The 13,835-nt window shown below is 43.0% G+C and carries 12 protein-coding genes and 1 pseudogene; 5 read left to right on the top strand and 8 right to left on the bottom strand.

All coding sequences use genetic code 11. From position 1 onward, the window contains the following. Positions 1 to 219: 219 nt before the first annotated feature. A complete protein-coding gene (locus LD028_RS04670; protein ID WP_237811099.1) occupies positions 220 to 1,983 on the top strand; it encodes an alpha-glycosidase in 1,764 nt (587 codons plus the stop codon). On the opposite strand, the gene LD028_RS04665 is transcribed toward LD028_RS04670, so the two are convergent. After that, positions 1,967 to 2,815 carry a helix-turn-helix domain-containing protein gene (locus tag LD028_RS04665; protein ID WP_237811098.1) on the bottom strand — a complete coding sequence of 283 codons (849 nt, stop codon included), beginning with the start codon at positions 2,813 to 2,815 and terminating at the stop codon, positions 1,967 to 1,969. The two genes, LD028_RS04670 and LD028_RS04665, sit on opposite strands and share 17 nt — an antisense overlap. A 122-nt stretch (positions 2,816 to 2,937) precedes the next feature. Between LD028_RS04665 and LD028_RS04660 the strand changes: the two genes are divergently transcribed. Then, the gene (locus LD028_RS04660; RefSeq protein WP_370642764.1) at positions 2,938 to 4,281 is read left to right on the top strand and encodes an MATE family efflux transporter; all 1,344 of its coding nucleotides are present in this window, start codon (positions 2,938 to 2,940) and stop codon (positions 4,279 to 4,281) included. A gap of 34 nt (positions 4,282 to 4,315) precedes the next feature. Here LD028_RS04660 and asnB read toward each other — a convergent pair whose 3' ends face one another. Next, on the bottom strand, positions 4,316 to 6,166 hold the full coding sequence (gene asnB / locus LD028_RS04655; RefSeq protein WP_237811138.1) for an asparagine synthase (glutamine-hydrolyzing): 1,851 nt from the start codon (positions 6,164 to 6,166) through the stop codon (positions 4,316 to 4,318). A gap of 124 nt (positions 6,167 to 6,290) precedes the next feature. Here asnB and LD028_RS04650 point away from each other — a divergent pair, with 124 nt between their 5' ends. Then, complete coding sequence (locus LD028_RS04650) at positions 6,291 to 6,812, top strand: DUF2777 family protein (RefSeq protein WP_006318989.1); 522 nt, start codon at positions 6,291 to 6,293, stop codon at positions 6,810 to 6,812. On the opposite strand, the gene LD028_RS04645 is transcribed toward LD028_RS04650, so the two are convergent. After that, complete coding sequence (locus LD028_RS04645) at positions 6,806 to 8,749, bottom strand: putative bifunctional diguanylate cyclase/phosphodiesterase (RefSeq protein WP_237811096.1); 1,944 nt, start codon at positions 8,747 to 8,749, stop codon at positions 6,806 to 6,808. The two genes, LD028_RS04650 and LD028_RS04645, sit on opposite strands and share 7 nt — an antisense overlap. Before the next feature lie 115 nt (positions 8,750 to 8,864). After that, positions 8,865 to 9,221 carry a YisL family protein gene (locus LD028_RS04640; protein WP_006318991.1) on the bottom strand — a complete coding sequence of 119 codons (357 nt, stop codon included), beginning with the start codon at positions 9,219 to 9,221 and terminating at the stop codon, positions 8,865 to 8,867. 96 nt (positions 9,222 to 9,317) lie between these two features. Here LD028_RS04640 and LD028_RS04635 point away from each other — a divergent pair, with 96 nt between their 5' ends. Then, positions 9,318 to 10,559: an ornithine--oxo-acid transaminase gene (locus tag LD028_RS04635; protein ID WP_052023524.1), complete on the top strand. Its 1,242-nt coding sequence runs from the start codon at positions 9,318 to 9,320 to the stop codon at positions 10,557 to 10,559. 22 nt (positions 10,560 to 10,581) lie between these two features. On the opposite strand, the gene LD028_RS04630 is transcribed toward LD028_RS04635, so the two are convergent. After that, on the bottom strand, positions 10,582 to 11,445 hold the full coding sequence (locus LD028_RS04630; RefSeq protein ID WP_237811095.1) for a fumarylacetoacetate hydrolase family protein: 864 nt from the start codon (positions 11,443 to 11,445) through the stop codon (positions 10,582 to 10,584). Positions 11,446 to 11,631: 186 nt separating this feature from the next. On the opposite strand from LD028_RS04630, the gene LD028_RS04625 reads away from it, so the two are divergent. Next, positions 11,632 to 11,811 (top strand): aspartyl-phosphate phosphatase Spo0E family protein, encoded by a 180-nt coding sequence (locus LD028_RS04625; RefSeq protein WP_004891991.1) that lies wholly within the window; start codon positions 11,632 to 11,634, stop codon positions 11,809 to 11,811. 5 nt (positions 11,812 to 11,816) lie between these two features. Here LD028_RS04625 and LD028_RS04620 read toward each other — a convergent pair whose 3' ends face one another. The 3 genes and pseudogenes from LD028_RS04620 to LD028_RS18325 form a co-directional block, all read right to left on the bottom strand. Beyond that, the gene (locus LD028_RS04620; protein ID WP_237811093.1) at positions 11,817 to 12,926 is read right to left on the bottom strand and encodes a DUF418 domain-containing protein; all 1,110 of its coding nucleotides are present in this window, start codon (positions 12,924 to 12,926) and stop codon (positions 11,817 to 11,819) included. 71 nt (positions 12,927 to 12,997) lie between these two features. After that, positions 12,998 to 13,582: pseudogene (locus tag LD028_RS04615) on the bottom strand (AMP-binding enzyme); the annotation flags it as partial. Further along, positions 13,576 to 13,818 (bottom strand): AMP-binding protein, encoded by a 243-nt coding sequence (locus tag LD028_RS18325; protein WP_370642765.1) that lies wholly within the window; start codon positions 13,816 to 13,818, stop codon positions 13,576 to 13,578. The pseudogene LD028_RS04615 and the gene LD028_RS18325, both read right to left, overlap by 7 nt. Between the last annotated feature and the right edge of the window lie 17 nt (positions 13,819 to 13,835).

Raw genomic sequence — 13,835 nt, 5'->3', positions numbered from 1 at the left:
ACGATTGCACAACCTTTATCTTCATTATACTATCATTTTCCGCTTTGACAACTATTTTTTTCATCTTTTTTTGAATGAATATTGACTTTTTACTTCCGTTCATTTTACGCTTGACATAAGCATTGTATCCGCTTCCTTAGCTCAAAGAAGAGAGAGCGTACAAATATGTGATAAGAAGCGCAATCGATTGCGCGATAAATAGAGAGGAGAGATTGAAACATGTTAAAAGAAGCGATTTATCACCGTCCAAAAGATGCGTTTGCTTATGCATACGACGAACGAACGCTACATATTCGTTTGCGGACAAAAAAAGATGACGTCGATGCCGTTTATTTGTTATTTGGCGACCCGTACGTATGGGAAGATGGCGCATGGCAATTTGACAAGCAACCGATGCAAAAAAGCGGTTGTGACGCTTTATTTGATTATTGGTTCATCGCTGTGCAACCACCGTATCGTCGCTTGCGCTATGGCTTTGAATTGCACGCCGGTGAAGACATGCTCGTCTATACAGAAAAAGGCTTTTATAAACAAGCCCCGACAGACGATACCGCATACTATTTTTGTTTCCCGTTTTTAAATCGCATCGATGTATTTGACGCACCGAGCTGGGTAAAAGACACCGTCTGGTATCAAATTTTCCCTGAGCGTTTCGCCAACGGCAATCCACGTTTAAATCCGCCAAATACGCTCCCATGGGGAAGTATCGATCCGACAACGACGAGCTTTTTTGGCGGCGATTTTGAAGGCATTATTGAACGATTAGACTATCTTGTCGAACTCGGCATTACCGGCATTTATTTTACACCGATTTTCAAAGCGCCATCGAACCATAAATACGACACGATCGACTATTTTGAAATCGATCCACAATTTGGCGACAAACAAACATTTAAACGGCTCGTTGAAGCATGCCATGAAAAAGGCATTCGCGTCATGCTTGATGCGGTGTTTAACCATAGCGGCTATTATTTCGCCCCGTTTCAAGACGTGCTAAAAAACGGCGAGAAATCACGGTATAAAGATTGGTTCCATATTCGTGAATTTCCACTTCAAACGGAACCGATTCCAAATTACGATACGTTTGCTTTTGTACCAGAGATGCCGAAATTAAATACCGAAAACCCGGAAGTGAAGCAATATTTACTAGACGTCGCAACATATTGGATTCGCGAATTTGACATTGACGGCTGGCGATTAGACGTAGCAAACGAAGTCGACCATCAATTTTGGCGCGAGTTTCGCCAAGCGGTGAAAGCGATCAAACCGGACGTGTACATTCTCGGTGAAATTTGGCACGATGCGATGCCATGGCTAAGAGGAGATCAATTTGATGCGGTCATGAACTATCCGTTTACGAACGGCGCACTCAACTACTTTGCGAAAGAAAACGTAAAAGCAAGCGAATTTGCCCATACGATCGTAAACGTGTTGCATAACTATCCGCAAAACGTAAACGAAGTCGCCTTTAATTTGCTCGGCAGCCACGACACGCCGCGCATTTTAACGCAATGCGGTGAACGAAAAGAAAAGGTAAAACTCATGTTTACGTTCCAACTTTCGTTTAGTGGCTCGCCATGCATCTATTACGGCGATGAAATCGGCTTAACTGGTGGACAAGACCCGCTTTGTCGCAAATGTATGGTATGGGAAAAAGAAAAACAAGACCGCGATATACTTACGCACGTCCAAACGCTTATTACACTGCGCAAACAATATCGTGCCTTGCGCTTTGGCGAATTTCATGTGTTAGAAGCAAACGATGAAACGAATCATATCGCTTACGTCAAAACGTACGAAGATGAAACGATCGTTTGCGTGTTAAACAATGCAGACGCATCGCTTACATGGACCGTTCCATTTTCACTTCAAGACAAAACGGTCATCAACCTTTGGACGAACGAACAAATAACTGAACAAACGATGACAATTGAGCCGTACGGCTTTCGTATGTTACTTGTGCAGCCTACGCCCGCTGTATAAAACGGCGATACTCGCTTGGCGTCATCCCTTCTAATTTTTTAAATACACGCGAAAAATATGCACCATCCTCAAATCCGACTTGTTTAGCAATCGCCGCGACCGTCTCGTTGGTTGCGGCTAATTTTTTCTTTGCTACTTTCAGCCGATAATCATGTACATATTGCAGCGCACTCATTCCGATCGTTTTTTGCATACAGCGTGAAATGTAGTCAGGATGAAGTCGGAGAGCATAAGCAAGATGCTCCATTTCAAACGATTGATCATAATGACGATGAATATATTCCATCGCTTCTCTACATACATGCTCCGCCGCTGATGGAATATGAAGCGTTTGTTTTTGCAATTGAACGATCCATTGTGCAAATAACAGCTGTTGCGCCAACGAATGATCCGGTGTTTGTTGCTCACGAACGATATGTTGCAACATCGTCTCCATTCCTACTTTGTTCAACTTTCCGTATTGTGGAATAAATAAACGATATTGCGCATAATCGACATACGTTGCCTCTCGTTCAATAATATCGCTCCATCCATACGGCTGTTTTTCAACAAGCTCGTATTGTGGCACTGAAAAATGAATCCAAATAAAGTATGTATCTTCACCACACGGTTCATGCCCATAATGTTCAAACTGTGGGCATAAAATGACGTATTCTCCTTCCCGAACGGTAAACGTTTCTTCGTGTTCCGTCATATATAACGTTCCTTTTTGCACATACAGTAAATCAAATACCGAAAACGTGCGTCGAAAATGTTTCATTCCTTTTCGAAAAACCGCCTCACCACCTTTAATGAAAACGGGAAACGGCGGAACGGAAAACGATATATACATAAGCGCCCTCCTTTAAGTCGGAAATGTACAAAAGTTATCGTCTTTTTCTCTTTTTTTCATTATAACAATCCATTAAAATAAAAACAGTTTGCAAGTCGGAAAACGTAAAGGGGTTGTCTTGTTTGGCAAAAAAGCTTTCTTTATTTGCGCTCACTTGGCCCATTTTTATTGAATTGACGCTTCATATGTTGACGGGCAATGCCGATACGTTTATGCTCAGTCAATATGCCGATGAAGCGGTTGCGGCTGTCGGGGTAGCCAATCAGTTATTGTTTATGGTCGTTGTCATGTTTGGCTTTATCGCAACAGGAACATCGATTTTAATTGCACAATATGCTGGGGCAAACGATGAAAAAACAGCTTCCTATATTGGAGCTACTTCCATTTGGGCAAATTTATTATTTGGCGTCGTATTAAGCGTTGCGCTTTGGATAGGAAGCGATCATCTCCTTCAAGTAATGAACGTTCCAAACGAGCTAATGGCTGATGCGCGTGCTTATTTATGGATTGTTGGTGGTTTTTCATTTGTGCAAGCGCTCATTATGACGCTCGGGGCGATATTGCGCAGCTACGGGTTTACACGCGATATGATGAATATTACGATTGGAGTCAACATATTAAACATCATTGGCAACTATTTCGTATTGTTCGGACCGTTTGGCTTACCGGTTTTAGGTGTTGAAGGGGTCGCTTGGTCAACAACGATCAGCCGGATGATCGGGCTTGTCATTGGATTTTTGCTCATCATGAAACGTCTCCCACATCCTCTCCCACTGTTATCGAAAGAGGCGTTTTCATTTGCTTACGTTAAACAATTATTAAAAATTGGCATTCCATCTGCCGGCGAACATGTCGCTTACAATACGTCACAACTTGTCATCACATATTTTATTACAATGCTTGGCACAGAGGCGTTAACGACGAGAGTATATACACAAAACATCATGATGTTTATTTTTTTGTTTAGCGTTGCCATCGGGCAAGGGACACAAATTATGATCGGGCATCTCGTTGGGGCAGAACGCTTTCATGAGGCATATACTCGTTGCTTACGAAGTTTAAAACTTGCGGTCATCATTTCGTTTACGATGGCAGCATTGTTTTCCGTCTTTTCCGACCAACTGTTTTCCATTTTCACAAGCAACAAACGGATGATTGAAACAGGCGGGACGCTCATTTTACTCACGATGCTTCTTGAACCGGGGCGTTCATTTAACCTTGTAGTCATTAACTCGCTGCGCGCTGCGGGCGATGTGAAATTTCCTGTCTATATCGGCATCGCTTCGATGTGGGGAATAAGCGTCCCGCTTGCCTACCTCCTTGGCATTTCATTCGATCTTGGTTTAGTCGGCATCTGGCTCGCCTTTGCGGCGGACGAATGGATACGTGGCTTGCTCGTCTATTGGCGTTGGAAATCAAACGTATGGCGCACAAAATCGTTCGTCAAAAAGGAAGCGACAGCTTAAAAACCCGAACAACGACGACGTTGTTCGGGTTTTCTCAGTTTTCTTTTAACTGAACATTGTAATGCTCAAACCACTCATGAAACTGAATAAAATACGCCAAAAGTTGCGGACCGGACATTAATTGCCCGAACCATGGAATGCGAAACGACTGTCCTTTCGTCTCCACTAATTCCTTTAACTTCTTTGCATCAAACAGTTCATATAAAACAGACGAGCGATTCGCTAAAATGGTCTCTAGGCGTTCCGCTACGATGTCTGTATAGCGCGGATGATGCGTTTTCGGATACGGACTTTTTTTCCGATACAATACGTCATCAGGCAACATGCCTTCTAACGCCTTACGCAAAATCCCCTTTTCGCGATTGTTATGCATTTTCATCTCCCACGGAATGTTCCATACGTACTCGACAAGGCGATGGTCCGCAAACGGGACGCGCACTTCTAAACTTGCCGCCATGCTCATCCGGTCTTTACGGTCTAAAAGCGTTGTCATAAACCAAATCATATTTAAGTAAAATAATTCTCGTCGGCGCGCTTCTTCCTTGCTTTCTCCGTCCACATGAGGAACTTCACGAAGCGTTTCTCTATAACGCATATCGGCATACTCATGAAGCGGCAGTTTTTCACGCCACGTTTCATTTAACAGATCGAATCGCTCATCTAACGAGCGCATCCACGGAAATCCGTCTCGCTCAAAGTCTTCTTTTCTATGGAACCATGGATAGCCTCCAAAAATTTCGTCGGCACACTCTCCAGATAGACTCACAACAAACTGTTGCTTAATTTGGCGACAAAACCAAAGAAGCGACGAATCAATATCCGCCATGCCCGGCAAATCGCGCGCAATGACTGCTTCTTTCAATTCATCAGCTAATTGTTGTTGCGAAATGACACACGTATGATGAACGGTTTGAAACGCATCAGACATTTGTTTAATCCAAGGACCGTCGCTATTCGGCTGAAAAGTGTTAGCTGTAAAATATTGTTCATTTTCTTCGTAATCAATGGAATACGTATGAAGCGGTCCTTTTCCTTCTCGTTCAAACGCCTGTGCCGCGATCGCCGTAATGGCGCTTGAATCGACCCCACCTGATAAAAACGTACACACAGGGACGTCTGAAACGAGTTGGCGCGTAACGGCATCAATAAGCAACGTGCGAATATGCTCGACCGTTTCGTCAAACGAATGAACGTGTGGGGCGCTTTTCACGTTCCAGTATCGCCATTGCCGTATCCCCTCTTTATTCACGATCATCGCATGCGCTGGGCGCAGTTCATGAATCGTCCGAAATACGCCATGCCCCGGTGTGCGCGACGGACCGAGCGCTAAAATTTCGCATAAACTTTCGCGATCAATTTCGGCACGAACGTTTGGATGAGCCAAAATCGCTTTAATTTCCGAAGCGAATAAAAACTCTCTTTGTTCATAGCGATAAAAAAGCGGTTTGACTCCTAAACGATCGCGTGCTAAAAACAACTGCTTTCGTTCACCGTCCCACACCGCAAACGCAAAAATGCCATTCAAATAATCGACACATCGCTCGCGCCATTCCATGTATGCCGTAAGCAATACTTCCGTATCCGAATGTCCTTGAAACGTATATCCTTCTTTCAATAATTGCTTACGAATATCTTCCGTGTTGTATAGCTCACCGTTATAACAAATCGTATAACGATACCCATTTTTCATTCGCGTCATCGGCTGTTTACCGCCTGTTGGATCGACGACGACAAGCCGTTTATGGCCAAAGGCGACATGGTCATCAAGCCACACATTCGTATCATCCGGCCCTCGAAAAGAGAGCGTATTGGCCATCTTAAGCACCGTTTCTTTCTCTTTTTGTAAATGACGCTCAAAATGAACCCATCCGGTAATTCCGCACACGTCAATCATTCCCTTCTGTTGTGAACAAGTATGAAGCATGCTTTTATTTTATGCATCGTTTATATAAATGATGAGTTGTCTATAATGGCGTACGAAGGGAATTGACGCAAAAGGAGTGAAATAAATGGATCGCCTTGCATCATTGCGCGCACAAAAACGAGCTTACATATACGGCGTTGTTGAACAAGTGAACGGTGAATGGATATTTTTTGATGAAGATGACGATGCGCATGAATTAACAAGTTTACCGGAGGAAGTCGAACTTTTCCGTTTCGGTCAATGGATAAAAGGGTGGCTTGGAGAAGATGGGGACGTGTATATGACCGAACGTTACGCATTAAAAAACGGTGACCGTCTCCGCTACATGAAACCGTTGTCGCACGCATACGAACAATGGCTTTCTCAGCTACCCGATCACGCGTTTTTTCATTTTATTCACTTAGTTAACGAGTGGCATTTTTCCGTATATGACTGTTTGTATTGTTATAACTATATGTTATTTGCCGAAAAAGGGGTTAATTTTTTAATATTTGATAACTCGGTTGACATGTGTAGTGTTCACCATTATTTTGACGAAAAACAACATCGCTTTGAACTGACGTTACAAACAGGGAAAAAAGTGATCGGTGTCCAACTCGATTATTGAATAACCACGTTCCCTTGTAACACTTGTTGTTCAAATTGTTCCGCAGAAAGCGGCTTAAAAATGGCATACCCTTGCGCATAATGACATTTCAATCGCTTTAACAATTTCATTTGTTCAGCCGTTTCTACCCCTTCGGCGACAACTTTTAAACGCAACCCATGTCCCATCGTAATAATCGATTTGACGATCGCAATGTCCGAACGATCTTTATGAAGTTGATAAATGAACGAACGGTCAATTTTTAACGTGTTAATTGGCAAATCTTTCAAATAACTAAGCGAGGAATACCCTGTTCCGAAATCGTCAATCGATACGTGTACACCTAGTTGTTGCAGCTGTTTCATCACCTGAATGCTGTAATACATGTTACGCAACATCGAGCTTTCCGTTAATTCTAAATGTAAACAATGCGCAGGTAGTTGCGACTGTTTGAGCGCTCGTTGCACATCTTCAAAAAACATCGGATGTTGAAATTGCGATGCAGAGACGTTGACCGAAACCATTAATGAATGGAAACCAAGATCGTGCCATTTTTTCGTTTGCATGCACGCTTCTGTTAATACCCAACGACCGAGATCATGAATGAAACCAATTTCTTCGGCAAGCGGAATAAATTCGAGCGGGGAAACGAAACCGATTTTCGGATGCTTCCAACGCAACAACGCTTCGCTTCCAACAATTTTTCCCGTCACTAAATCAAGCAACGGTTGATAAACGAGAAAACATTCATTTTTTTCGAGCGCTTTTCGTAAATAACGTTCAAGCTCAACGCGATACATCACTTGTTCGTTCATTTTTGTTGCGTACAGCATCACGCTGTTGCCACCTTTTTGTTTCGCGCGATTCACCGCCGTATCTGCATTTTTTAAGAGCGACTGGGCATCAACACCGTCCGCAGGATAAAAACTGACACCGACGCTCGCCGTTAAAAAAAACTCTTTTTCTTCATACACAATCGGAAGCGCGATATGTTGAAGCAATTTTTTCGTCCACTCAATAACCGTATGAGCATCTGTTCGCTTCGTCAGCAACAAGCTAAACTTATCCCCTCCGAAACGACCGAGATGCGCACCGGCTGGCAATATTTTTTTTATTCGCTCTGCCATTTGTTTTAATATTTCATCCCCTCCGTAATGACCGATCGTATCATTTACGATTTTAAACCGATCCATATCAATAAATAATACCGCAAGTGTCCCCCTTGTCCCTTTCGCCTCGTTAATAGCTTGCTTTACGATGTTCGTAAATTTTAATCGATTCGGTAGCCCCGTATCGACATCGTGATAGGCGATATATTTTATATGTTCCTCTGCACGCTTTTGTTCCGTAATGTCCCGTCCGATGCCGTAAACCCCCACCTTTTTTCCATCAACGATAATCGGGACGTTTTTAATTTGGAATAAACGCACCTCTCCCGTCTTCGAAGGAATTTCTAAATTGTACTGTTGCACTTTTCCTTTTAACGTACGATAAAAATAGCGACGCACACGAGGAATATCTTCCTCTTTAATGTAATCAAGCGAGTTCGTATGCAAAATTTCGTCTGCCTTATACCCAAACACTTGCTCAAACACGGGATTGACACTTGTAAAATTGCCTTCTAAATCGGTGGAATATACAATGTCTGGATTATGTTCAAATAAAGAGCGGTAATATTGTTCAGATATTTTCATTTTTTGACGCATCTCGTCTAAGTCCGCCCGACATTCATCAGAAACAAGGGCACAAATGACTGCTTGTTCCGATGCATCCCCAATCATCGGAAGCAGTTGTGCTTGGGGTAAATGATGTTGCACGTATTGTTCGACTTGCATGCGAAACGACGGAGAAAGCGAAGAAATGAAAATCGTTAGCTGATCATATTCGTATAAACGATAGTCGCTCACCCACCGTTCCCAATCCGCAAACGTGTTGCAAAACGTTTGAAATAATTTCATCCCCTTTTTTCCCACTCTTTCTTTCTCTTTTTATTTTTTAGAATTATCAATCAATTTATATTATAACATATTTCTATATGATGGAAAAAGAAAAAAGTTGGCGCATATGCCAACTTTACGAAAAGAATGAAAAACCGAACGGCAATTTAAAGCCAAGATATAACACAACAACGAATGCGACAATGAACTGAAGCCAAAGAACGTTCGTATTTTTTCCTTTGGCTGTTCGAACGAGAATCATTTCCATCGTTCCGATGACCCATAAACCGACAATCACTTTGACGATATACAAAAATGGGAATGCGGACATGCTATGTAAAATCCACGCACCTGTCGCAATGATTAAAATGTAAAATAAGCGCAACAACATGTGCAACATTTTCGTTTTTTCATGTCCTTTCGCTTGAAGCGCAATCGCCACGACAAATAAAATAAGCGCAACGACCCACGTTGTAATATGTGCATGTGTCATAACTATGCTCCTTTCTTCACTTCATATATGCCTATAATAGCACGTCCGTACGTAAATTGAAAAAGAAAACGCTCTCCTTTTCTATTTACTTTCTATATGCACTTCAAGTATGTTATATATGTGACGATCGAAATAGGAGGGATTGACGTGAAAACAACACAAATCATCGAACTAACAGAAAAATACGGCGCAAATAACTATCATCCACTTCCAGTCGTCTTATCAAAAGGCGAAGGTGTATGGGTAGAAGATCCAGAAGGTAATCGTTATATGGATATGTTAAGCGCTTACTCAGCGGTCAACCAAGGACATCGCCATCCGCGCATCGTGCAAGCGCTTATCGAGCAAGCAAATAAAATTACATTAACATCGCGCGCGTTTCATAACGACCAGCTCGGGCCATGGTATGAAAAAGTGGCAAAATTAACGAACAAAGAGATGGTTTTACCGATGAACACAGGAGCGGAAGCGGTCGAAACAGCCGTCAAAGCTGCGCGCCGTTGGGCGTATGACGTCAAAGGCGTTCCTGCCGACCAAGCGGAAATTATCGTTTGTGAAGACAATTTCCACGGACGGACGATGACAGCTGTATCGATGTCATCGAACCCAGAATATAAACGCGGATTCGGTCCGATGCTTCCTGGCATTAAAGTCATTCCATTCGGTGATGTAGAAGCGCTCAAACAAGCCATTACACCAAATACAGCAGCGTTTATTTTCGAACCAATTCAAGGGGAAGCAGGCATTAACATCCCACCAGAAGGATTTTTAAAAGCGGCATACGACGTATGTAAACAACATAACGTGCTATACATCGCCGACGAAATTCAATCAGGGCTTGGCCGCTCTGGCAAAATGTTTGCGTGCGATTGGGAAGAAGTCGAACCAGACATGTACATTCTTGGTAAAGCGCTCGGTGGCGGCGTATTCCCAATTTCATGCGTAGCTGCAAACCGCGACATTCTTGGCGTATTTAATCCAGGCTCACACGGATCGACATTCGGTGGTAACCCGCTTGCTTGCGCCGTTTCGATCGCTGCGCTTGATGTAATCGTAGAAGAAAAATTACCAGAGCGCTCGTTTGAGCTCGGTCAATATTTCCAAGAAAAATTGCGCGAAATCAACCATCCAGACATTAAAGAAGTGCGCGGCAGAGGGTTGTTTATCGGCGTCGAATTACACGTTCCTGCTCGTCCATATTGTGAAAAGCTACAAAAAGAAGGGCTATTATGTAAAGAAACGCATGATACAGTCATCCGCTTCGCTCCGCCACTCGTCATTACAAAAGAGGAACTCGACTGGGCGATTGAAAAAGTGAAAAAAGTATTTGAACAGTAAAAAGCTGGGATATCCCAGCTTTTTATTTGACTACATTCCGTAGCGTACCGATTTGTTCAATCGTAATCTCAATGACATCTCCCGACTGTAAAAAGCGCGGCGGATTCATGCCTTTTCCGACTCCTGCTGGCGTTCCTGTCGCAATCACATCCCCCGGTTCTAACGTCATTCCTTTCGACAACGTCGCGATGATCGTTGGAATGTCGAAAATAAATTGCGCTGTCGTTGCCGATTGTCTCACTTCGCCATTTACTTTCGTTTCAATATGTAAAGCATGCGGCTCGGTCATTGCTGAACGATGAACGATCCACGGTCCCATCGGACATGACGTATCTAAGCTTTTGCCGAGCAAATATTGTTTATGTCTTTCTTGTAAATCGCGCGCCGTCACATCGTTTATAATCGTATAACCGAACACGTAATCAAGCGCCTGTTCTTTCGGAATCGCCTTTCCTTTTTTCCCAATCACAATCGCAAGTTCCCCTTCGTAATCTAATTGATCGGTTACATCCGCATGGCGTAAAATCGGTGCCTCATGTCCAATGACTGTCGTTGGCGCTTTCGAAAATACAATCATATTTTCGCGATCCGCTACACTTCCCATTTCTTGCGCATGATCGGCATAATTTTTTCCAATGCAAAAAATATTTTTTGTCGGACGCGGAATCGGCGCAAGCAACTGCACATCATCGAGGGCGTACGTCCATTCCGATTGCACGTTTCTAAGCACCCGTTGCACTTTTTCAATAAACGATTCACCAAGCTCGATGCATTCGATCATCGTATGTGGTATCGTTTCATCTGCTTTCGATAAATGAACGACTTTTTGCTCGTGAACAACCCCGACAAAAACGTCCGATCCGGCGTGCGCTGTAACAAATTTCATGTCCTCATCCCCTTTTTCGTATGATCGAACATCATTACTTTCTCTTTTGCACATGTAAACTCCTTTGTAAAAAAATTATTTTTCAGCACATTATCCTATTTCCTTTTTCTTCAGAATATGTATAATAGTTTATACATACAGTTGTTTACAGACTGTTGATGAAAATGAAAAATGTTGGTGAATCTTATGTCTCTTTCCCTCATCGAAAAGAAAAGACGACAATTAATTGAATTGGCGCAAATGTACGGTTTTTCTGCGAAAGAAACGATCCAATGCAGTCAAGAGCTCGATGAATTGTTAAATAAGCATTTGAAAGAAGCCGTGCTTTTCCATAAAGAAAAAGAAGACAAGCCATGTGCGACATGATCCATTCATGTCGTTTTCTTTTTTCCATACGTCATCCATCGCCATACGCGCTCCAGCGGTCCGATGGCATGTTTTTTCAACCACCAATGGCTCCAACATACTTGCATAACATATACACCGAGCGCCACAGCGAGCGCTTGTTTTGGCGTTACTTTCCCATATAATCCGAAGCCGTAAGAATAAAAAATCGTTGTGCAAATAATTGATTGCATCAAATAGTTCGTAAACGCCATTTTGCCAACAGGGGCAAAAAAATGAATCACTTTCACTGATACAAACGAGAAGGCGGTCAAATAAAATAAAGCGAGGGCAGGCCCGCCAATCATATCTTGGGCATACGTTGTGACGATATTTTTTTCGACATACGGAAGTCCTTTAAAAATCATGCCAACAATAAGCGCGCCGATGCACCATTTTTGTATGGTGGAACGATGCCGATTAACATCATGAAACCACTTCTCTTTTGCGATATATGCACCAAATAAAAAAAACGGGAAAATCGTTAAAATAAAAATGAATGCTTGTGTTAACGAATTGACGTACAACCAATCATACGCTCGCTGCATAAAAATTTGTTCCCACGTGCCTTGTTGATAACTTACGATCGCCTGCTTTGCCAGCTCTGGCTCTGAAAAATCGGCATCGCCGCTCATTTTCCACATCAGCCACATGAGTATCGTTGAACCGCCACCCCAGCCCATCCAAAGCAGAAGTGCCCAGTTGCGCAACGTGTTTGCGCTCGCTTGAAAAAACGGAAAAAGAAACAAACCAACGATCGCATATCCGATTAAAATATCGCCATGCCAAATAAAAAACGCATGAATCATCCCAAATAACAATAACGCAAGCAAGCGGCGCAAAAAAGTCACTCGAAACCGCTCGCCCCCTTTTTCAAACATCACCCATGCTCCCCAGCCGAACAATAACGAAAAAAGCGGATAAAAGCTCGCTTGCGCAAATATATCTACAAATGCGAGCAGAAAACGATCAACCCCATCTTTCGCAAATACCGACGCATCAACATATAACATCGGAAGCGAAAAATCAAGAACGTTTACAAGCAAAATACCAAATAAAGCCAAACCACGCACCGCATCTATTGTTGAAATACGCATCTTTTCCCTCCTTTTCCATTTCAGCGTAAAGAAAAAAGAGCCGTCTGTCAATCGACAACGGCTCTTCCTTATTAATTCACATATCTTCCCGTCTTCCCAAGCGATTGCCAATATCCGTTGCGCAAATGTACTTTTTGTATTTTTCCTGATGCGGTTTTTGGCAATTCTTGAACGAACGTCACCCCGGTAATCGCTTTAAAATGAGCAAGTTTTTCACGTGAAAAGGCGATGAGTTCTTGTTCGGTCACTTCTTTTCCAGGACGGACAACGACAAACGCATGCGGCGTTTCTCCCCATTTTTCATGCGGAACGGCGATGACAGCTGCTTCAAGCACAGCTGGGTGCTCGTACAACACCCCTTCCACTTCAATTGATGAAATGTTTTCTCCTCCACTAATAATAATATCTTTTTTTCGGTCAACAATGTCGATGTTTCCGTATACGTCAATCGTCGCCATATCTCCTGTATGCAGCCAACCATTGCGAATCGTCTCCATCGTTGCCTCTGGATTTTTCCAATACCCTGCCATCACCCCGTTACTGCGCACAATGACTTCCCCGATCGTTTTTCCGTCGCGAGGCACTTGTTCGCCATGCTCATTGACGACTTTCACTTCACAGCCAATCATCGCATAACCTGCTTTTGCTTTCATTCGATATTGATCGCTAAGCGGTAAAACCCTTCGAGCATTTCTAACGTATTTGGCGCTAAATAAGCGACACGATCTCCTTTTTTCACCCCTAAATCGCGTAACCCGTGCGACAATTGATTGACGCGCTCACTCAGTTCACGATATGTAAGCGATTTTCCTTCACTAATGACGCCAACTTTATCGCCATAAAGCGATACGGCACGGTCTAAAAAATGCGTTAATACTAATGGCACATTCATCCCCAATCCCCCCACTT

Origin of the sequence: Anoxybacillus sp. LAT27, from assembly GCF_022030075.1 — a bacterium.
Classification (GTDB): domain Bacteria; phylum Bacillota; class Bacilli; order Bacillales; family Anoxybacillaceae; genus Anoxybacillus; species Anoxybacillus kestanbolensis.
The sequence above is the reverse complement of the archived record's forward strand: the minus strand, read 5'-3'. Positions and strand labels throughout refer to the sequence as shown.